The organism is Pseudomonas glycinis, from assembly GCF_054871425.1.
This window is the reverse complement of sequence record NZ_JBTYHF010000002.1, coordinates 438,334-457,163: the sequence shown is the minus strand read 5'-3', so window position 1 is coordinate 457,163 and position 18,830 is coordinate 438,334. Positions and strand designations below refer to the sequence as shown.

17 protein-coding genes and 1 pseudogene are annotated in these 18,830 nt (G+C 60.0%); 7 read left to right on the top strand and 11 right to left on the bottom strand.

The window, feature by feature from the left end; genetic code table 11:
- Window positions 1-113 precede the first annotated feature (113 nt).
- Window positions 114-1,322: a sodium/glutamate symporter gene (gene gltS, locus ACYSTU_RS06185; RefSeq protein ID WP_498996821.1), complete on the top strand. Its 1,209-nt coding sequence runs from the start codon at window positions 114-116 to the stop codon at window positions 1,320-1,322.
- Between the two features lie 66 nt (window positions 1,323-1,388).
- On the opposite strand, the gene crc is transcribed toward gltS, so the two are convergent.
- Entirely contained in the window at window positions 1,389-2,168 is a 780-nt protein-coding gene (crc, locus tag ACYSTU_RS06180) for a catabolite repression control protein Crc (RefSeq protein WP_016772543.1), read from the bottom strand.
- Between the two features lie 82 nt (window positions 2,169-2,250).
- Between crc and pyrE the strand changes: the two genes are divergently transcribed.
- Window positions 2,251-2,895, top strand: a complete 645-nt coding sequence (gene pyrE, locus ACYSTU_RS06175; RefSeq protein ID WP_027616815.1) for an orotate phosphoribosyltransferase — start codon at window positions 2,251-2,253, stop codon at window positions 2,893-2,895.
- A 141-nt stretch (window positions 2,896-3,036) separates the two neighbouring features.
- Here pyrE and ACYSTU_RS06170 read toward each other — a convergent pair whose 3' ends face one another.
- The 6 genes and pseudogenes from ACYSTU_RS06170 to coaBC all read right to left on the bottom strand — a co-directional run bounded on the left by ACYSTU_RS06170 (window position 3,037) and on the right by coaBC (window position 8,651).
- Window positions 3,037-3,420, bottom strand: coding sequence for a hypothetical protein (locus ACYSTU_RS06170; RefSeq protein ID WP_016772545.1), 384 nt, complete (start codon window positions 3,418-3,420; stop codon window positions 3,037-3,039).
- Complete coding sequence (locus ACYSTU_RS06165; RefSeq protein ID WP_016772546.1) at window positions 3,407-3,979, bottom strand: hypothetical protein; 573 nt, start codon at window positions 3,977-3,979, stop codon at window positions 3,407-3,409. The genes ACYSTU_RS06170 and ACYSTU_RS06165 overlap by 14 nt, the downstream gene beginning before the upstream one ends.
- A gap of 436 nt (window positions 3,980-4,415) precedes the next feature.
- Window positions 4,416-5,321, bottom strand: a complete 906-nt coding sequence (gene argB / locus ACYSTU_RS06160) for an acetylglutamate kinase (protein WP_016772548.1) — start codon at window positions 5,319-5,321, stop codon at window positions 4,416-4,418.
- A 17-nt stretch (window positions 5,322-5,338) separates the two neighbouring features.
- A pseudogene (locus ACYSTU_RS06155) lies at window positions 5,339-6,742 on the bottom strand (phosphomannomutase/phosphoglucomutase); the annotation flags it as partial.
- A 239-nt stretch (window positions 6,743-6,981) separates the two neighbouring features.
- A complete protein-coding gene (dut, locus tag ACYSTU_RS06150) occupies window positions 6,982-7,437 on the bottom strand; it encodes a dUTP diphosphatase (protein WP_498996814.1) in 456 nt (151 codons plus the stop codon).
- A 5-nt stretch (window positions 7,438-7,442) separates the two neighbouring features.
- Window positions 7,443-8,651, bottom strand: a complete 1,209-nt coding sequence (coaBC, locus tag ACYSTU_RS06145; protein WP_016772551.1) for a bifunctional phosphopantothenoylcysteine decarboxylase/phosphopantothenate--cysteine ligase CoaBC — start codon at window positions 8,649-8,651, stop codon at window positions 7,443-7,445.
- 133 nt (window positions 8,652-8,784) lie between these two features.
- On the opposite strand from coaBC, the gene radC reads away from it, so the two are divergent.
- Window positions 8,785-9,459 carry a RadC family protein gene (gene radC / locus ACYSTU_RS06140; RefSeq protein WP_016772552.1) on the top strand — a complete coding sequence of 225 codons (675 nt, stop codon included), beginning with the start codon at window positions 8,785-8,787 and terminating at the stop codon, window positions 9,457-9,459.
- A gap of 91 nt (window positions 9,460-9,550) precedes the next feature.
- On the opposite strand, the gene ACYSTU_RS06135 is transcribed toward radC, so the two are convergent.
- Window positions 9,551-11,140, bottom strand: coding sequence for an ABC transporter substrate-binding protein (locus ACYSTU_RS06135; protein WP_498996811.1), 1,590 nt, complete (start codon window positions 11,138-11,140; stop codon window positions 9,551-9,553).
- A gap of 446 nt (window positions 11,141-11,586) precedes the next feature.
- On the opposite strand from ACYSTU_RS06135, the gene rpmB reads away from it, so the two are divergent.
- Window positions 11,587-11,820: a 50S ribosomal protein L28 gene (gene rpmB, locus ACYSTU_RS06130; RefSeq protein WP_007920377.1), complete on the top strand. Its 234-nt coding sequence runs from the start codon at window positions 11,587-11,589 to the stop codon at window positions 11,818-11,820.
- 11 nt (window positions 11,821-11,831) lie between these two features.
- On the top strand, window positions 11,832-11,987 hold the full coding sequence (rpmG, locus tag ACYSTU_RS06125) for a 50S ribosomal protein L33 (RefSeq protein WP_016772554.1): 156 nt from the start codon (window positions 11,832-11,834) through the stop codon (window positions 11,985-11,987).
- A gap of 205 nt (window positions 11,988-12,192) precedes the next feature.
- Here the strand turns inward: rpmG and ACYSTU_RS06120 are convergent, their stop codons facing one another.
- A complete protein-coding gene (locus ACYSTU_RS06120; RefSeq protein ID WP_262136594.1) occupies window positions 12,193-12,555 on the bottom strand; it encodes a cupin domain-containing protein in 363 nt (120 codons plus the stop codon).
- A gap of 236 nt (window positions 12,556-12,791) precedes the next feature.
- On the opposite strand from ACYSTU_RS06120, the gene ACYSTU_RS06115 reads away from it, so the two are divergent.
- Together ACYSTU_RS06115 and ACYSTU_RS06110 are read left to right on the top strand one after the other, a co-directional pair.
- Window positions 12,792-14,285: an aldehyde dehydrogenase gene (locus ACYSTU_RS06115; RefSeq protein ID WP_016772556.1), complete on the top strand. Its 1,494-nt coding sequence runs from the start codon at window positions 12,792-12,794 to the stop codon at window positions 14,283-14,285.
- Window positions 14,286-14,545: 260 nt separating this feature from the next.
- Window positions 14,546-15,688: an MFS transporter gene (locus ACYSTU_RS06110; protein ID WP_498996807.1), complete on the top strand. Its 1,143-nt coding sequence runs from the start codon at window positions 14,546-14,548 to the stop codon at window positions 15,686-15,688.
- A gap of 87 nt (window positions 15,689-15,775) precedes the next feature.
- Here the strand turns inward: ACYSTU_RS06110 and ACYSTU_RS06105 are convergent, their stop codons facing one another.
- Window positions 15,776-17,344: a phospholipase D family protein gene (locus ACYSTU_RS06105; RefSeq protein WP_016772558.1), complete on the bottom strand. Its 1,569-nt coding sequence runs from the start codon at window positions 17,342-17,344 to the stop codon at window positions 15,776-15,778.
- Window positions 17,345-17,405: 61 nt separating this feature from the next.
- Window positions 17,406-18,827 (bottom strand): aminotransferase-like domain-containing protein, encoded by a 1,422-nt coding sequence (locus ACYSTU_RS06100; RefSeq protein WP_041476641.1) that lies wholly within the window; start codon window positions 18,825-18,827, stop codon window positions 17,406-17,408.
- Window positions 18,828-18,830: the final 3 nt, after the last annotated feature.

Genomic DNA, 18,830 nt, shown 5'->3' with positions numbered 1-18,830 from the left:
GCCATCGATGGCGCTTGAATTCCCCAGTAATCAGTGTTGATAAAATCAGCCGGTTCACCCGTCGAGCCCAGGTAAACGCTCGCCTCGTGAATACTTAGCCAAGAATAATCCACATGATTGAGCTCGATTTCTACGGCACGCTCGTGGCCGCTTCTTTAGTACTACTGCTCGGACGCGGGCTTGTTACGCGTGTCGGCTTTCTGCGAAGTTACAATATTCCTGAACCGGTAGCGGGCGGCCTGGTGGTTGCCTTGCTCTTGTTGATATTGCGCACTTTCGATATTGAAGTCCGCTTCGATACATCATTGCAAACACCGTTGATGTTGGCGTTCTTTGCCACGATTGGCTTGAGTGCCGACCTTGCCAGCCTGAAAAAGGGCGGGCGCATCGTCGGCATCTTCCTGTTGGCGGTCATTGGCTTGCTGGTGGTGCAGAACGCCATGGGCATCGGATTGGCAACCTTGCTCGGACTCGATCCTTTGATGGGCTTGCTGACGGGTTCGATCACATTGGCCGGCGGCCACGGTACTGGCGCCGCATGGGGCGCGGTATTCAGCGAGAAATATGGCCTGGCCTCGGCTTCAGAGCTGGCGCTGGCCTCAGCGACGTTCGGTCTGGTGCTCGGTGGGCTGATCGGTGGGCCCGTCGCGCGGTTGCTGATCAAGCGCGTGGAAGTGCCGGGCTGCAGTCCCCAGCAAGCGCCTCGACTGCCAAGAGGTTTTGAACAGCCGAACAAGGAACGTTCGATCACGCCGTTTTCGTTCGTCGAGACGCTGGCGCTTATTGCCGTCAGCCTGCTCGCAGGCAACATGTTGAATGGAGTGCTGCACGGCACTGCATTCGAACTGCCGACGTTTGTTTGCGTGCTGTTTGTGGGTGTGGTGTTGCGCAACAGTCTGTCAGCGCTTGGCTTGTATCAGGTATTCGAGCGCGAAGTTTCCGTGCTCGGCAATGTCAGCCTCTCGCTGTTTCTGGCAATCGCTTTGATGTCGCTGAAGCTTTGGGATCTGGCGGCGCTGGCATTGCCGATCTTCATCATCCTGGCCGTGCAGGCGCTGGTCATGGCTCTGTTCGCGATTTTCGTGACGTTCCGGGTGATGGGCAGCAACTACGATGCCGCAGTGCTGGCTGCGGGACATTGCGGCTTCGGTCTGGGCGCCACGCCGACAGCGATTGCCAACATGCAAGCGGTGACGCAGCGCTATGGGCCATCGCAGATCGCGTTTCTGGTAGTGCCGATGGTAGGAGCGTTCTTCATCGATATCGTTAACGTCATCGTGATCAAGCTGTACCTGGCCTTGCCATTCTTCGCTGCCGTCTAGAAAGCATGGCGCATAAAAAATGCCCGCATCTCACGATGCGGGCATTTTTTTTGGCTGCGAGGACGCTTAGATGGTCAGCGTCCAGTCGTAGTCGACGATCAGCGGCGCGTGCTGCGAGAACCGTGGCTGACGCGGCAGGCGTGCACTGCGCACCGAGCGACGCAGGCCCGGGGTCAGGATCTGGTAATCGAAACGCCAGCCCAGATTGAGCATCTCGGCCTGTTCGTTATCCGGCCACCAGCTGTACTGGTCGCCTTCGCGGCTGACTTCGCGCAGCGCATCGACATAGCCCATGTTGCCGACAATCTCGTCCATCCAGGCGCGTTCCGGCGCCAGGAAGCCTGGAGATTGCTGGCTGTCGCGCCAGTTCTTGATGTCGAGTTTCTGCTGCGCAACGTACAGCGAGCCACAATAAATGTACTCGCGACGTTTGCGTCGCTGTTTGTCCAGGTACTTGCCGAAATCGTCCATGAGCTTGAACTTCTGGTTCAAGTCCTCATCGCCGTTCATCCCCGAAGGAAACAGCAAGGTGGCAATACTGACTTTGTCGAAATCTGCTTGCAGGTAGCGCCCGTAGCGGTCGGCCGTCTCGAAACCGAGACCGCTGATGACAGCCTTCGGTTGCAACCGCGAATACAAAGCCACGCCGCCTTGGGCAGGGACTTCAGCATCGCAGGCATAAAGGAAGTAGCCATCCAGTTGGAAGGCTGGGTCATCCAGTTCAAAGGCGGAGGCACGGGTGTCCTGCAGGCAGATGACGTCGGCATTCTGGGCTTGCAGCCAACTGAGCAAACCGCGCTCGACTGCCGCCTGAATACCATTGACGTTCACACTGATGATCCGCATAAATGGCCCCAAAAATCGCGTGCGTGTATGATACACGGCGTCAAGCTAATTAGCTAAATCCGTGGTATTTGGGGTTTTTTTCATGCAAGCGTATCAGCGCGATTTCATTCGTTTTGCCATCGATCGCGGCGTTTTGCGCTTCGGTGAGTTCACCCTGAAGTCCGGGCGCACCAGTCCCTACTTCTTCAACGCCGGCCTGTTCAACTCGGGTTCGGCCCTGGCGCAGCTGGGGCGTTTCTACGCCGCCGCCATCGCCGAGAGCGGCATCTCCTTCGACGTCCTGTTTGGCCCGGCTTATAAAGGCATTCCGCTGGCGGCCACGACCGCCGTTGCGCTGGCCGAACATCACGACCGTGACCTGCCATGGTGCTTCAACCGCAAGGAAGCCAAGGCCCACGGCGAGGGCGGCAGCCTGGTTGGCGCACCGCTGACTGGCGAAGTCTTGATCATCGACGACGTAATCACCGCCGGCACCGCGATTCGTGAAGTGATGCAGATCATCGCTTCCCAGGACGGCGCCAAGGCCGCCGGTGTGCTGATCGCACTGAACCGTCAGGAGCGTGGCAACGGCGAGTTGTCGGCAATCCAGGAAGTCGAGCGCGACTTCGGCATCCCGGTGATCAGCATTGTCTCGCTGAATCAGGTGCTGGAGTTCCTCGCCGACGATCCGCAGCTCAAACAGCATTTGCCAGCCGTGGAAGCGTACCGCGCGCAGTTTGGCGTGTGACCAATATGGGAGCGAGCCTGCTCGCGAATGGCCGTCACCTGTCAGCGATGTGAGGCACATTAGGCGTTCGCGAGCAGGCTCGCTCCCACAGAAAAAAGACCCGGTTCAGGCAGGCTGAACCGGGTCTTTTTTTGTTGGCGATCAACGCAGATTTCGCCATTTCATCAGCAGTCTCAGCGCCAATGCAGCGTTCACTAGCGCAAACACCAGCAGCGCAACCACCACCATCACGTATAACGTGCGATCCACATCGAAATCCCAAAGGTCCAGCGTGCTGCTGCGCATGATCCCGACTGCTGCCGGCAAGTTAACGTAAAACAGCGCCACGAAAGCGCACGTCAATGGCAATGCTCGCCAGTAGAAAGCAGCCATCACCTTGTCTCGACTGCGCTTGCGGCCCTGCGAACCTTTTTGAAATTCATCCTCAGCCAGCGCTTCATTGAGCGCCGGCCACGCCAGATTGAACATGAACGTGGTCAGGGTCAGCAGCAAGCCACTGACCGCGACGATGTCACTGAACGGCATTCAGACCCAGCGTTGCACAGAGCAATGCGTGGGAATCTTCGCTGATCTCGAACTGCCCGGCGCTGCCCTTGCGTTTGGTGATGGGTTTGAAGGTCGGCTCGTTCTGGGTGATGAGCATGTTCAATTCATCGCGGATCACGTCCGAGCTGATCACCACCAGAAACACGTTTTGCGCATGCTCGGCGGACTGGATTACTGCGCGCATGCTGTGCTGCAGGATGTCGTCGAGCTGGTTGCGAAAACGCGAAACGGTGTTTTTCAACAGGGTTTTGCTTTGGCTCTGGGTCAGCTGAAAGATCGTCGAGATCTGCGATTCGGTCGGCAGGGTTTGCCCGAAGTAACTCTGAATCAGATACAGCAGGCGATCTTGCTTGGCTTCGTCGGCCCGGCTGGGCATGCCGCCCTCGACCAGCATTTTCAGGTATTCGGTCAGGCTGGCCTTGGCGATGCGCTCCAGCGCATGGGCGATTTCAGCGTCGCCGATGCGCAAGGTCTTTTTCACCGGTTCCTTCTGTTCCTGCTCGAAAGCGTCGGCGTCGATCGTGAACGAGATCTGCATGAGGCGCCGCTCCGGTTATTTGTCGCTGGCGGCTGGATAGGGATCCTGGGGTGCATCTCCTTGGCCGCTGAGCACTTTCCAGCCCTTGAGTGGGTGAGAGGCTTCGGTGAAGTCAGGGCAGGGCGGCATCGAAGTCTGCGAAGGGGCTGAATATTCTCGGCCGCAGTCCACGCAGGCGTAAGTGCCAGCCGAAATGTCACTGCCGTAAGGAACGCTGTTTTTTTGCATGGGAGGATCTCCGTTGGATGAGAGGAAGATCCTAGGGAGATTTATTCTGAAGGGATGTCGGACGTTTCGCTGTGTGGAGTCAGGCTTTTCCTGCGCGCATAAAAAGATCGCAGCCTTCGTCAGTTCCTACAAAAGCGGATTCTCGCGTGTGCGAAATCCCTGTAGGAGCTGCCGAAGGCTGCGATCTTTTGCTTTCAGCGATCAGCCATCAAGGACGCTTGCGATTACTGATCAGCGTGCCCACACCGGTATCAGTGAAGATTTCCAGCAGGATCGCGTTCGGCACACGACCGTCGATGATCAACGAACTACCTACGCCACCCTGAACCGCTTCCAGTGCGCAGCGGATCTTCGGCAGCATACCGCCGTAGATCGTGCCATCGGCGATCAGGTCGTCGACCTGCTGCGTGCTCAGGCCGGTCAACACGGTGCCCGACTTGTCCATCAGGCCGGCAATGTTGGTCAGCAGCATCAGCTTTTCAGCTTTCAGCGCTTCGGCAACCTTGCCCGCCACCAGGTCGGCGTTGATGTTGTACGACTCACCGTTCTCACCGACGCCAATCGGTGCGATGACCGGGATGAAGTTGCCTTTGACCAGCAGGTTCAGCAGCTCGGTATTGATGCCGACGACTTCGCCAACGTGGCCGATGTCGATGATTTCCGGCTGGGTCATCTCCGGGGTCTGACGGGAGACGGTGAGCTTCTTCGCGCGAATCAGCCCGGCATCCTTACCGGTCAGGCCGATAGCGCTGCCGCCATGGCGGTTGATCAGGTTGACGATGCTTTTGTTGACCTGACCGCCAAGGACCATTTCCACCACGTCCATGGTCGCCGCGTCGGTGACGCGCATGCCGTCGACGAAATGGCTTTCGATCGACAGGCGCTTGAGCAGATCACCGATCTGCGGGCCGCCACCGTGCACGACCACCGGGTTGATGCCCACGGCTTTCATCAGCACGATGTCGCGGGCGAAGCCGGTTTTCAGCTCCTCGCTTTCCATCGCGTTGCCGCCGTATTTGATCACCAGGGTCTTGCCGACATAGCGTCGGATGTAAGGCAGCGCTTCGGACAGGACCTTGGCAGTGTTGGCGGCGGCTTCGCGTTCGAGGGTCATTCAGGGCTCCGGGTGGATCAGAACGGTAGTTGGAGATCAGGTGCAACGCGTTTCAGTTGGGCGTGGAACACATCCTTGATGCGCTGCAATTCAGCCTCGTCATCGGCCTCGAAGCGCAGCACCAGCACCGGTGTGGTGTTGGACGCGCGCACCAGGCCCCAGCCTTTGGCGTAATCAACCCGCACGCCGTCGATGGTGGTCAGGTCGGCGCCTTCGCCCCACTGAGCATCGTGCAGTGCATCAATGATGCTGAATTTGCTCTCTTCGGTCACATGGATATTGATTTCCGGCGTGGAAATATCGTTCGGGAAGGTCGCAAACAGCTCTTCCGCGGTGGATTTTTCCTTGCTGAGGATCTCCAGCAGACGTGCGGCGCTGTAGATGCCGTCGTCAAAACCGAACCAGCGCTCCTTGAAGAAGATGTGCCCGCTCATTTCGCCGGCCAACAGCGCGCCGGATTGTTTCATTTTCTTTTTGATCAACGAGTGACCGGTCTTCCACATTAGCGGCCGACCGCCGTATTCCTTGATCAGCGGCACCAAACGGCGAGTGCATTTGACGTCGAAGATGATTTCCGCGTCCGGGTTGCGCGCCACTACGTCGCGAGCGAACAGCATCAGCAGACGATCCGGGTAGACGATACTGCCGGTGTTGGTCACCACGCCGACGCGGTCGCCGTCACCGTCGAAGGCCAGGCCGATATCGGCGTTGGTTTCCTTGACCTTGGCGATCAGGTCGACAAGGTTTTCCGGTTTGCCCGGATCCGGGTGATGGTTAGGGAAGTTGCCGTCGACTTCGCAGAACAGCGGGATGACTTCGCAGTTCAGCGCTTCGATCAGTTGCGGGGCGATCACGCCGGCCGCGCCGTTGCCGCAGTCGACCACGACTTTCAGGCGACGGGCCAGTTTGATGTCCTGGACGATTTCGGTGTTGTAGCGGTCGAGGATTTCGACCTGGGTGACGCTGCCCTGGCCAGTGCTCAGGTCGTTGTTCTTGATGCGTTCGTGCAGCACCTGAATCTGCTCGTTGGCGAGGGTGTCGCCGGCGATGACGATTTTGAAACCGTTGTAGTTCGACGGATTGTGGCTACCGGTGAGCATCACCCCGGACTTGCCCGCCAGCACGTTGGCGGCGTAATACAGCGCTGGCGTTGGCACCAGGCCGACATCGCTGACGTGGCAACCGCTCTCGGCGATGCCGCGAATGAGTTCCGCGACCAGCTCCGGGCCGGACAGGCGACCGTCGCGACCGACCGACACATTCGGTTCGCTCTGGGCCAGGCTCTGCGAGCCGATGGCACGGCCGATCCAGTAGGCGGTTTCGCCGTTGAGGAATTCCGGCACGGTGCCACGAATGTCATAGGCGCGGAAAATGCTGTCAGGCAGCTTCGGGGCGATCTTGGCGGGGGTGCTCATCTGTGGACATGCTCCATCTCGAAAAGGGCGGGACAGACCGGCGAAATGTTCGACGGCAGGCTCAAACTGAAGGGTATGACGGCGTTTTCCACAGAGAGTTCGTGCTATGAAAGGGCCATTACGCCCCGGCTGGCGTGGCTTTCGGCCGGCAAAACCTTGATTTACGGTGTTAAAACCTGCTGCCGATGTAGCGCATTTTTTGTGGTGAGGGGATAAACCCCCTCACCACAATAATTTTTATCCGGTTATTTGGTGCCGGTATGGCCAAAACCACCGGTACCGCGCTCGGTCTCGACAAACTCTTCAACCATTTCGAAATGCGCCTGCACCACCGGCACGAGCACCAATTGCGCCAGACGTTCGCCGACAGTCATGGTGAAGTCGCTCTGGCCGCGGTTCCAGCAGGAGACCATCAGCGGGCCCTGGTAATCGGAGTCGATCAGGCCGACCAGATTGCCCAGCACGATGCCATGTTTGTGGCCCATGCCCGAGCGCGGCAGGATCAGTGCGGCGAGATTCGGGTCACCGATGTACACCGACAGGCCGGTGGGGATCAGCACGGTTTCACCCGGTTTGATCACGATGTCCTGTTCCAGCATGGCGCGCAGGTCGAGGCCGGCGGAGCCCGAAGTGGCGTATTGCGGCAGCGGGAATTCGGTGCCGATGCGTGGATCGAGGATCTTGGCTTGCAAAGCGTGCATGTAAATTAAACCTGGTTCAGACGTTCGGCGATAAAAGTGACCAGTTGACGAGCGATCTTGCTCTTGCTGGTCTGGGCGAAAACCGTGGCGTGCAGCTCACGGTCGATGACGCTGCAGGCGTTTTCTTCGCTGTTGAAACCGATGCTCGGGTTGGCGACGTCGTTGGCGACGATCAGATCGAGATTCTTGTCCTTCAGCTTGCGTGCAGCGTAGTCGAGCAGGTGTTCGGTTTCGGCGGCGAAGCCGACACTGAACGGACGGTCGGGACGGGTCGCGATGGTGGCCAGGATGTCCGGGTTGCGCACCATTTGCAGGACGAAGCCGTCACCGCTCGTAGGATCTTTCTTGAGTTTATGCGGAGCTACTACTTCCGGGCGGTAGTCCGCCACCGCTGCCGACGAGATGAACACGTCGCAAGGCATGGCCGATTCGCAGGCGGCGAGCATGTCGCGGGCGCTGACCACATCGATCCGCGTCACGCGATCAGGCGTCGGCAAGTGCACCGGGCCGCTGATCAAAGTGACACGGGCGCCGGCTTCCACGGCTGCTTCGGCGAGGGCAAAACCCATTTTTCCCGAGCTGTGGTTGGTGATGTAGCGCACCGGGTCGATGTTTTCCTGAGTCGGGCCGGCGGTGATCACCACATGCTTGCCGGTCAGGGCCTGGCGCTGGAAGCAATCGGCGGCGAGCAGTGCCAGATCGGTGGCTTCCATCATGCGGCCCATGCCGACGTCGCCGCAGGCCTGGCTGCCCGAGGCCGGGCCGAAAGTCTTCAGGCCACGGCTCTCCAACAGTTGCAGGTTGGCCTGGGTCGCCGGGTCGCGCCACATCGCCTGATTCATTGCTGGCGCGACAGCAACCACGGCGTCGGTGGCCAGCACCAGCGTGGTCAGCAGATCGTTGGCAATGCCTTGGGCCAGACGGGCGATCAGGTCGGCGGTGGCCGGGGCGATCAGTACCAGATCGGCCCATTTCGCCAGCTCGATATGGCCCATGGCGGCTTCGGCGGCAGGGTCGAGCAAGTCGAGGTGAACCGGGTGGCCCGACAGGGCCTGCATGGTCAGCGGGGTAATGAATTCGGCGCCGCCATGGGTCATGACCACGCGCACTTCGGCACCCTGGTCGATCAGGCGGCGAACCAGATCGGCGCTCTTGTAGGCCGCAATGCCGCCGCCGACGCCCAGAACGATGCGTTTCCGATACAGCCGCTGCATAGGTCTGCCTTTCATTTCGTTGATGACTGCGGCGCGATGCCCCTCCCCAGGGTTGAATCGACCGCCAAAAAGATGGGCTACGATATCACAGCGACCGCTACGGAACAGCGGCGCCCACAGACAAGGAGGTGCTATGAGTATTCGCGATTGGCCGGCGGCGGAACGGCCGCGGGAAAGGCTGTTGGAACACGGCGCAGGGAGTCTTTCGGACGCTGAGTTGTTGGCGATTTTTCTGCGCACCGGATTGCCCGGAAAAAGCGCAGTCGACCTTGCCAGACATCTGCTGACGCAATTCGGTGGCCTGCGTTTGCTGCTTGAGGCCGATCAGGACGCATTCAGCAAACAAATGGGTCTCGGCCCCGCCAAGTTCGCCCAGCTGCAAGCCGCGCAGGAAATGAGCAAGCGCCATCTGGCCGAGCGCTCACGACAGAAGCCGGCACTGGAGAACCCACAGGTCGTCCGCGATTACCTCAAGGCGATGCTGCGGCACGAGCCGCACGAGGTGTTCGGCTGCCTGTTTCTCGATTCAAAGCATCAGGTGCTGAATTTCGAGGCGCTGTTTCGCGGCTCGATCGACAACACCAGCGTGCATCCTCGGGAGGTGGTGAAGCGCGCGCTGGCCAATAACGCCGCAGCGGTGATCCTGTGTCACAACCATCCGTCCGGCAACACCGATCCGAGTCAGGCCGATCGGCTGCTGACCAAGCGCCTGCAGAAAGCGCTGGAGCTGATTGACGTGCGAGTGCTCGATCACTTCATCGTCGGAGACGGCGAACCGCTGTCGATGGCGGAGTGTGGCTGGATGTAAAAGAGCAGCGGCAAGCCTCTAGCTGCAAGCGGCAAGCTGGAGCCGTGCGTGGAGTGCTCTAGCTTGCCGCTTGCCGCTTGCCGCTTGCCGCTTAGGGCTTGAGGCTGGTCTTGGAATAATCCTGCCGGCCGAACGGGCTGACGGAATAACCCTGAACATCCTTGCGCGTCAAAGCGTAGGCCGTCGGGTGCGCCAGTGGCAGCCACAACGCCTGCTGCTGGATCTGTGCCTGTGCCTGTTCATACAGCTTGGTGCGCACGCCTTGCTCGCTGGTGGTCTTGCCGGCGCTGATCAGCTTGTCCAGATCGGCGTTGCAGTACCGCGCGAAGTTGGTCCCGGATTTCACCGCCGCGCAGGAAAACTGCGGGGTGAGGAAGTTGTCCGGGTCGCCGTTGTCGCCGGCCCAGCCCATGAACAGCAGGTCGTGTTCGCCGGCCTTGGCGCGGCGAATCAGTTCGCCCCACTCGATCACGCGGATCTCCGCCTGGATGCCGATCTCGGCCAGATCCGACTGCAACATCTGCGCGCCGAGACTTGGGTTCGGGTTGAGCAGGCTGCCTGATGGACGCGTCCAGATTGTGGTCTGGAAGCCATCCTTCAAGCCGGCCTTGGCCAGCAGCGCCTTGGCCTTGGCCACGTCGTGCGGATAGCCCGGCAGGTTCTTGGCATAGCTCCAAGTGTTCGGCGGGTACGGGCCGTTGGCCGCTTCGGCGGTGTCTTCGAACACGGCTTTGATGTAGTTGGCCTTGTCGAAAGCGAGGTTGATCGCCTGGCGCACTTCCGGTTTGTCCAGTGGCGGATGCTGGCTGTTGATGCCCACGAAAGCGGTCATGAAAGCGTCAGTCTTTTCGACTTTCAGCGTCGGCTCCTTCAGCGCAGCCTGTACGTCCAGTGGTTTTGGCGACAGGGCGATCTGGCATTCATTGCGTCGCAGTTTTTGCAGGCGCACGTTGGCGTCCGGCGTGATGGCGAAGATCAACGGGTCGACCGCAGGCTTGCCACGGAAATAGTCCGGATTGGCCTTGTAGCGAATCGCCGCGTCTTTCTGAAAGCGATTGAACACGAACGGGCCGGTGCCGATCGGCTGGCTGTTGAGTTTGTCGGTCGCGCCAGCCTTCATCAGTTTGTCGGCATATTCGGCGGAATAGATCGAGGCGAAACCCATGCTCAGCGTCGCGAGGAAGGTCGAATCCGGATGGTCGAGGGTAAAACGCACGGTCAGCGGGTCGAGGGCGTCGATCTTCTTGATCAGGTTCGGCAGTTGCATCGACTGCGCATGGGGGAAGCCGCTCTGGGCGACTTTGTGCCACGGGTTGGCCGGGTCGAGCATGCGGTCGAAGCTGAATTTGACGTCTTCGGCACTCAGCTCGCGGCTCGGCTTGAAGTAATCGGTTGTGTGAAATTTCACCTGCGGGTGCAGTTTGAACACATAGGTGAGGCCGTCGGTGCTGACTTCCCAGCTGTCGGCCAGGCTCGGGATGACCTTGCCGCTGGCGGTGTCGAAATCCACCAAGCGGTTCATCAGTACGTCAGCCGAAGCATTGGTGGTGGTCAGCGAGTTGTACTGCACCACGTCGAACCCTTCAGGGCTGGCCTCGGTGCACACGCTCAACGCGGCAGCCTGGGCAAGGGGGCTCAGCAGGAGCGGGGCGAGCAATAGGGGTAGGGCAGCGAGGCGCATGGTCGGTTTCCTTTACAGATCGAAGGCCCATCTGCAAGTGCAGTCTGGAAAAGTCCTACCCTAGAGCTCTGAATTGCAAATGACTATACCCTTTTTGCATTTTCAGGCGCACTCTTGAGCGGTTTCGAGCGTGGGGAGCCAGATGAAAAGTCTGAATCGGCTGCAGGGCGGGATTTCTGCGACGAGTGGTCAAAACTGGCCGCAGCCTTTGTCCAAGGCGTCTGCGGCGGAAAAAATCGCCCTTTTGCCGATTGATTGCACACCGATTGTTGTTGCACCCCGGTCTTTCTGGTATAAAGCAGCGCTCTTTTCTAGGGGCCCGGTTCCTTCACTGTAGGTGTAGCCGGTAAGACCTCTAAAGAAACGCGGCGCCTGGCGCCAAATGACTGAGAGATTAAGCGGCCAACCCATGCCGGGTTGGGCATGTGGTTTTAGAGGGCTGAGGCATGTCGAGAGTATGTCAAGTTACCGGTAAGGGTCCGGTGACTGGGAATAACATTTCCCACGCAAACAACAAAACCCGTCGTCGTTTCCTGCCGAACCTGCAGCATCACCGCTTCTGGGTTGAAGAAGAGAAACGTTTTGTGCGTCTGCGCGTATCTGCCAAAGGCATGCGTATCATCGACAAGCGTGGCATCACTGTCGTGCTCGCCGAACTTCGCCGCGATGGCAAGATTTAAGGGAGCTAATCATGCGTGAATTGATTCGTTTGATCTCGAGCGCCGGTACTGGTCACTTCTACACTACCGACAAGAACAAGCGTACTACCCCGGACAAAATCGAGATCAAGAAATATGATCCGGTTGTTCGCAAGCACGTGATGTACAAGGAAGGCAAAATCAAGTAATTGATTTTTCCTGACTGCGAAAAAGGCCCGTATCGTGAGATACGGGCCTTTTTTGTTTGCCGTGGATTCTGCGGTGACCGGTTGGGCCTTATCGCTGGCAAGCCAGCTCCCACATTGATTGCCGGTCTTCACAGAACCTGTGTCATGCACAAAACCTGTGGGAGCTGGCTTGCCAGCGATGAGGGCCGATCAGCCAGCAAACATCTCAAGCCTTCTGTTCAAAGATCACATAAACCTTGCGGCAAGCCTCCAGCACTTCCCAGGTGCCGCGAAACCCCGCCGGAATCACGAAGCGATCACCAGCGCGCAAGGTCTTGGCATTGCCATCGCTGTCACGCAATACCGAAACCCCCTGCAGAATCTCGCAGTACTCATGCTCGGTGTAATTCACCGTCCACTGACCCACCGCGCCTTCCCACACACCCACGCCCATTTGCCCACAAGGGCTGTCGTATTGATGAAACACCGCCTGCTCAGGATCGCCCTTGAGCACCTTCGCCGGGTCCGGGCGATAACGCTCGGCTTCGCTGCTGGCGAGGCTGATGTCGACGACGTTCTGGATGTTCATTGTTGTTTTCTCCGCTAATGACGGCGCGTGGGCTGGAATGGGCCAAAGTCTATGTTTATTAAAATGAACACCGCAAGGCCGTATGGCCAGCTTATGTCAAATATATTGAAACAAACCCGGCCGCTGGTTTAGGGTGGCGGGTGCCTCGGGCCGAAAGTGCAGGCTGGCCGGGCAGAATTCTTGAACAGCGCCGCAGCGCTTGCGGTGCTCGTATTCAATAAGAGGAGGACACCCGAATGACCACCCTGACTCGTGCCGACTGGGAACAACGCGCCCGCGATCTGAAAATCGAAGGCCGCGCCTTCCTGAATGGCGAATACACTGACGCCGTCTCCGGCGAAACCTTCGAATGCATCAGCCCGGTCGATGGCCGCCTGCTCGGCAAGATCGCCAGCTGTGATGCAGCTGATGCCGACCGTGCCGTGGAAAACGCCCGTGCCACTTTCAATTCCGGCGTCTGGTCGCGCCTGGCGCCGACCAAGCGCAAAGCCACCATGATCCGCTTCGCCAGCCTGCTGAAACAGCACGCCGAAGAACTGGCGCTGCTGGAAACCCTCGACATGGGCAAGCCGATCAGCGACTCGCTGTACATCGACGTACCGGGCGCGGCGCAGGCGTTGAGCTGGAGCGGCGAAGCGATCGACAAGATCTACGATGAAGTCGCCGCGACTCCACATGATCAACTGGGGCTGGTGACTCGCGAGCCGGTAGGCGTGGTCGGCGCTATCGTGCCGTGGAACTTCCCGCTGATGATGGCTTGCTGGAAACTCGGCCCGGCGCTGTCGACCGGTAACTCGGTGATCCTCAAGCCGTCGGAGAAGTCGCCGCTGACCGCCATCCGTATCGCTGCGCTGGCCATTGAAGCCGGGATTCCGAAAGGCGTGCTCAACGTGCTGCCGGGCTACGGCCACACCGTCGGCAAGGCGCTGGGTCTGCACAATGACGTCGACACGCTGGTGTTCACCGGTTCGACCAAGATTGCCAAACAACTGATGGTCTATGCCGGCGAATCGAACATGAAGCGCGTCTGGCTGGAAGCCGGTGGCAAGAGCCCGAACATCGTCTTCGCCGATGCGCCGGACCTGCAGGCCGCCGCTGAATCCGCCGCCAGCGCCATCGCCTTCAACCAGGGCGAAGTGTGCACCGCCGGTTCGCGTCTGCTGGTCGAGCGTTCGATCAAGGACAAATTTCTGCCGATGGTCATCGAGGCGCTGAAAGCCTGGAAGCCGGGCAATCCGCTGGACCCGGCGACCAACGTCGGTGCGCTGGTCGATACCCAGCAGATGAACACCGTGCTGTCGTACATCGAATCCGGCCATAGCGATGGCGCTAAACTGGTCGCCGGCGGCAAGCGCATCCTCCAGGAGACCGGTGGCACTTACGTCGAGCCAACCATTTTCGATGGTGTGAGCAACGCGATGAAGATTGCCCAGGAAGAGATTTTCGGCCCGGTGTTGTCGGTGATCGCTTTCGACAGCGCCGAAGAAGCCATCCAGATCGCCAACGACACGCCATACGGTCTGGCCGCAGCGGTGTGGACCCAGGACATCTCCAAGGCGCACCTGACCGCCAAAGCCTTGCGCGCCGGTAGCGTGTGGGTCAACCAGTACGATGGCGGCGACATGACCGCGCCGTTCGGTGGCTTCAAACAGTCGGGCAACGGTCGCGACAAATCGCTGCATGCCTTCGACAAGTACACCGAGCTGAAGGCCACGTGGATCAAGCTGTGATTCATTAAGAGAGCCTGAGTTAATCAGGCTCTCGAACCTACAGAGATCCCCTGTGGGAGCGAGCCTCTGTGGTGAGGGGATTTATCCCCGTTCGGCTGCGAAGCAGTCGCTAAACCATTGCACGCGGTGTACCTGGTACATCGTGGATGCAGGTTTTGGGGCCGCTGCGCGACCCAACGGGGATAAATCCCCTCGCCACAGGGGCTCGCTCCCACAGTGATTTTGTGGTGCATATAAAAATATCCACAGGAGCGTGGAACATGCGTTGGGCGACGTATTTCGCCGTGTTGGCGTCTGTCTTGAGTGTCGGCCTGGCCCTGGGGGTCAGCATGCCGCTGGTGTCGTTGCGTCTGGAGGGCTGGGGCTACGGCTCGTTCGCCATCGGTGTGATGGCAGCCATGCCGGCAATCGGCGTGCTGCTGGGGGCGAAGATTTCCAGCCACCTCGCCGCGTATTTCGGCACGGCGAACCTGATGCGTCTGTGCCTGTGGGCCGGGGCATTGTCGATCGGCCTGCTGGCGCTGTTGCCGAGTTACCCGATCTGGTTGCTGCTGCGGTTGCTGATCGGGGTGATCCTGACCATCGTGTTCATCCTCGGCGAGAGCTGGATCAATCAACTGGTGGTCGAGCAGTGGCGCGGACGTCTGGTCGCGCTGTATGGCAGCAGCTATGCGCTGAGCCAACTGTCCGGTCCGTTGCTGCTGGGGGCGCTCGGTACCGAGCATGATTACGGTTTCTGGGTCGGGGTCGGCCTGCTCACGCTCTCGCCCCTTCTGCTGCTGGGGCGCAGCGGGGCGCCGAGCAGTGAAGCCAACAGCGTGACCTTTGGTGATCTGTGGGGCTTCGCCCGCGAGTTGCCGGCGATTGCCTGGGCGGTGTCGTTGTTCGCCGCGTTCGAAGCGATGATTCTGACGCTGCTGCCGGTGTACTGCCTGCAACAAGGGTTCACCGCCGAAATCGCGCTGGCCATTGTCAGCACCGTGGTGGTCGGCGATGCGCTGCTGCAATTACCGATCGGCGCGTTGGCCGATTACCTGTCGCGGCGCACGCTGTTCGCCGGATGCGCGGTGGTATTGATGCTGTCGAGTCTGGCCATTCCGATGTTGCTCGACACGCTGCTGATCTGGCCGTTGTGGGTGCTGTTCGGCGCCAGTGCCGGCGGCTTGTTCACCCTGTCGCTGATTCTGATTGGCGAGCGTTATCGAGACGATGCGCTGGTTCGCGCCAATGCGCATATCGCGCAATTGTGGGGTGTCGGTTGTCTGGTCGGGCCGCTGGCGGCAGGGGCGGGAAGTCAGTGGATCAATGGGCATGCGTTGCCACTGTTGATGGCGGCTGGGGCGTTTGGTCTGGTGCTTTTGTTGTTGCGCCAAGGCGCCTTCGGCAAGGTCCAGACTGCTTGAGATCAAAAGATCGCAGCCTTCGGCAGCTCCTACAGGGCAAACGCATTTCCGAATGTAGGAGCTGCCGAAGGCTGCGATCTTTGCTTTTTACAGCATCCGCTCCAGGCCGACGCTGGTGCTGAACCACGAGTTGAAGCGCCGCCACCAGCTCCCCGGCTCCTTGGTCAGAGTGTGCATCTGGCCGTTGTCCTCGGTGACCCAGACGACCTTGCCGTCCTCGAGTTTCGCCTGATAACTCAAGGTCGGCGCCATGCCTTGCAATGCCAGTGCGCGCACATGCTCGGCCAGTTCCGGGCTGTCGACGAGCACGCCGACTTCGGTGTTCCACAGCACCGAGCGCGGGTCGAAGTTGAACGAACCGATAAACGATTTGCGCCGGTCGAAGATCATCGCCTTGCTGTGCAAACTCGAATCCGAACCGCGAAACGACTTGCTGTAGAACACCCGCGGCCCGCTGCCATAGTTATCCCCAGGCTGGCGGCGCAGTTCATAGAGTTTCACCCCGTGTTCAAGCAACGCCTTGCGATAAGGCGCGTAACCGCCATGCACCGCCGGCACGTCAGTGGCCTCAAGCGAATTGGTCAGCAGGCTCACGGAGACCCCGGCATCGGCGCGCCCGGTCAGGTAGACCAGCCCCGGCTGGCCGGGCACGAAGTAGGCGGAAATCATGATCAGCTCTTTGCTGACGCCGGTCAGTTCCGGCGCCAGTTGTGTGGTCAGCAGCAGATGCGGATCCGGTTCGCCCTTGGACAGGACCTTGCTCGGCGCGTCCCACAAGGCCTGGTTCCAGGCCCAGATCAGCTCTTTACGCCAGATGTCCATGCGCGGGTCGGTAGTGAATTTCATCAACTGTTGATAGAGCGCGTGGTTCTGCTTGCGGGTTTCTTCCAGCGATTCTTCCAGGCGCGTGCGCGTGTTTTGCAGGTCGGCGGCGGTCGGTTGGCTGGAGAGGAATTCGTCGATCGGCTTGCTCAGCGCGCTGTTCCAGTACTGGTCGAAACTGTGTCCGAGCTGTTCGGCCACCGGGCCGATGCTGAGCATGTCGATGTCGGTGAAATTCAGGTTGGGTTCGGCGTCGAAATATTCATCGCCCAGATTGCGCCCGCCGACGATGGCCGCGCTGTTGTCCGCCAGCCACAACTTGTTGTGCATGCGCCGATGCTGCACGGACAGATTGAACAGTCGCCCGGCCGCGCGCGTTACGCCGGTGCTGCGCCCCAGGTGCAAAGGATTGAACAAACGAATCTGGATCTGCGGATGTGCCGCCAGCGTCGCGATGATCTGGTCGAGGCCGTCGCTGGTGGTGTCGTCGAGCAGGATGCGCACGCGCACACCACGGTCGGCCGCCTTGAGCACTTCCTCCACCAACATCCGCGTGCTGATGCCGTCGTGGACGATGTAGTACTGCAAATCGAGGCTGACCTGGGCATGGCGAATCAGCTCGGCCCGGGCGGTAAAGGCCTCGCCACTGTCCGAGAGCAGACGAAACCCCGACTGCCCTTTGTAGGGTGCGGCCTGAGCCTGAATCGAACGGCCGAAGCTGGAGTCCGACGCCGGCAGGGCCTGGCTTGGTTCGCGCGGCACATCGAGGCTGGCGCAGCCGCTGAGGAACGAGGCGAGTATCAGTGAAGCGAGTAAGGGCTGTCTGAAGCTCACGTAGGATCGTTCCGGTTGGCGGCTGAGGTCGGCAATTTGGACGCCGGGCGCGCAAAAAAGGTCAGTCGGTCTCAGCGAGTAGTTTGATTGCTGCAGCGCCGACCTTGCGCACCGCTTCTTCGATCTGCGCTGTTGGTTTGGCAGCGTAGTTCATCCGCAGACAATTGCGGTACTTGCCCGAGGCGGAAAAGATGCTGCCAACGGCAATCTGTACGCCCTGATCGTGCAGCGCGCGATTCAGTTTCAGCGTGTCGAAACCTTCCGGCAGCTCCACCCAGAGCATGAAGCTGCCCTGCGGGCGACTCGCGCGGGTGCCGGCGGGAAAGTAGCGCGTCACCCAGTCGATCATCGCGTCACGATTGCGTTGGTACTGCATGCGCATACGCCGCAAGTGCGGCTCGAAATGGCCGGCCTTGATGAATTCGGCGATGGCGATCTGCGGTTGTGGTGCGGTGGAGCCGGTGCTGATGTATTTCATGTGCAGCACTCGCTCCAGATATCGGCCCGGCGCCACCCAGCCGATGCGCAGCCCCGGCGCCAAGGTTTTGGAGAACGAGCTGCAGAGCAACACGCGGCCGTCTTCATCGAAGGATTTGATCGTGCGCGGGCGCGGATAGGTATAGGCCAGTTCGCCATACACATCGTCTTCAATGATCGCCACGTCGAAACGCTGGGCGAGCGTCAACAGCGCGCGTTTGCGCGACTCGGGCATCACGTAGCCGAGCGGGTTGTTGCAGTTGGGGGTGAGCTGAATGGCCTTGATCGGCCACTGTTCCAAGGCCAGTTCCAAGGCGTCGAGGCTGATGCCGGTGAGCGGGTCGGTGGGGATTTCCAAGGCTTTCATGCCCAGGCCTTTGAGGGTTTGCATGGCGCCGTGGAAGCTCGGCGAGTCCACCGCGACGATGTCACCCGGCTCGCAGATCGCGTGGATGCTGGTGGACAGCGCTTCGTGGCAGCCAGTGGTGATCACCAGATCGCTGGCGCTCAACTGGCAGCCGGAATCGAGCATCAGCCGTGCGATCTGTTCGCGCAGTTCGAGGTTGCCGTGGATGTTGTCGTAATACAGACCGGGCATGTCCTGCCGCCGGCTGATTCGCGCCAGTCCGCGCAGCAGCGGCTTCATGGTCGGCGAGCCGACATCGGGCATGCCACGGCCCAATTGCACGACATCCTTGCGTGGCACCGCGCGAATGAGTTCCAGCACCTGATCCCATTGCGAAATCTCTACTGGCCGTTGCGCGGGGCGGCCTACTGCAGGCAGCTCCGGCAACTCGCGGCCGACTGGGACAAAATAGCCAGACTTGGGTTTCGGCGTGGCCAGACCGCTGTCTTCAAGCACGCGATAGGCCTGCTGCACCGTGCTCAGACTGACGCCGTGCTCGACACTCAAGGCGCGCACCGACGGCAAGCGATCGCCGGGGCGATAGAAACCTTGTTCGATGCGGGTGCCGAGCAATTCGGCGAGGTTTACATACAGAGTCATGGC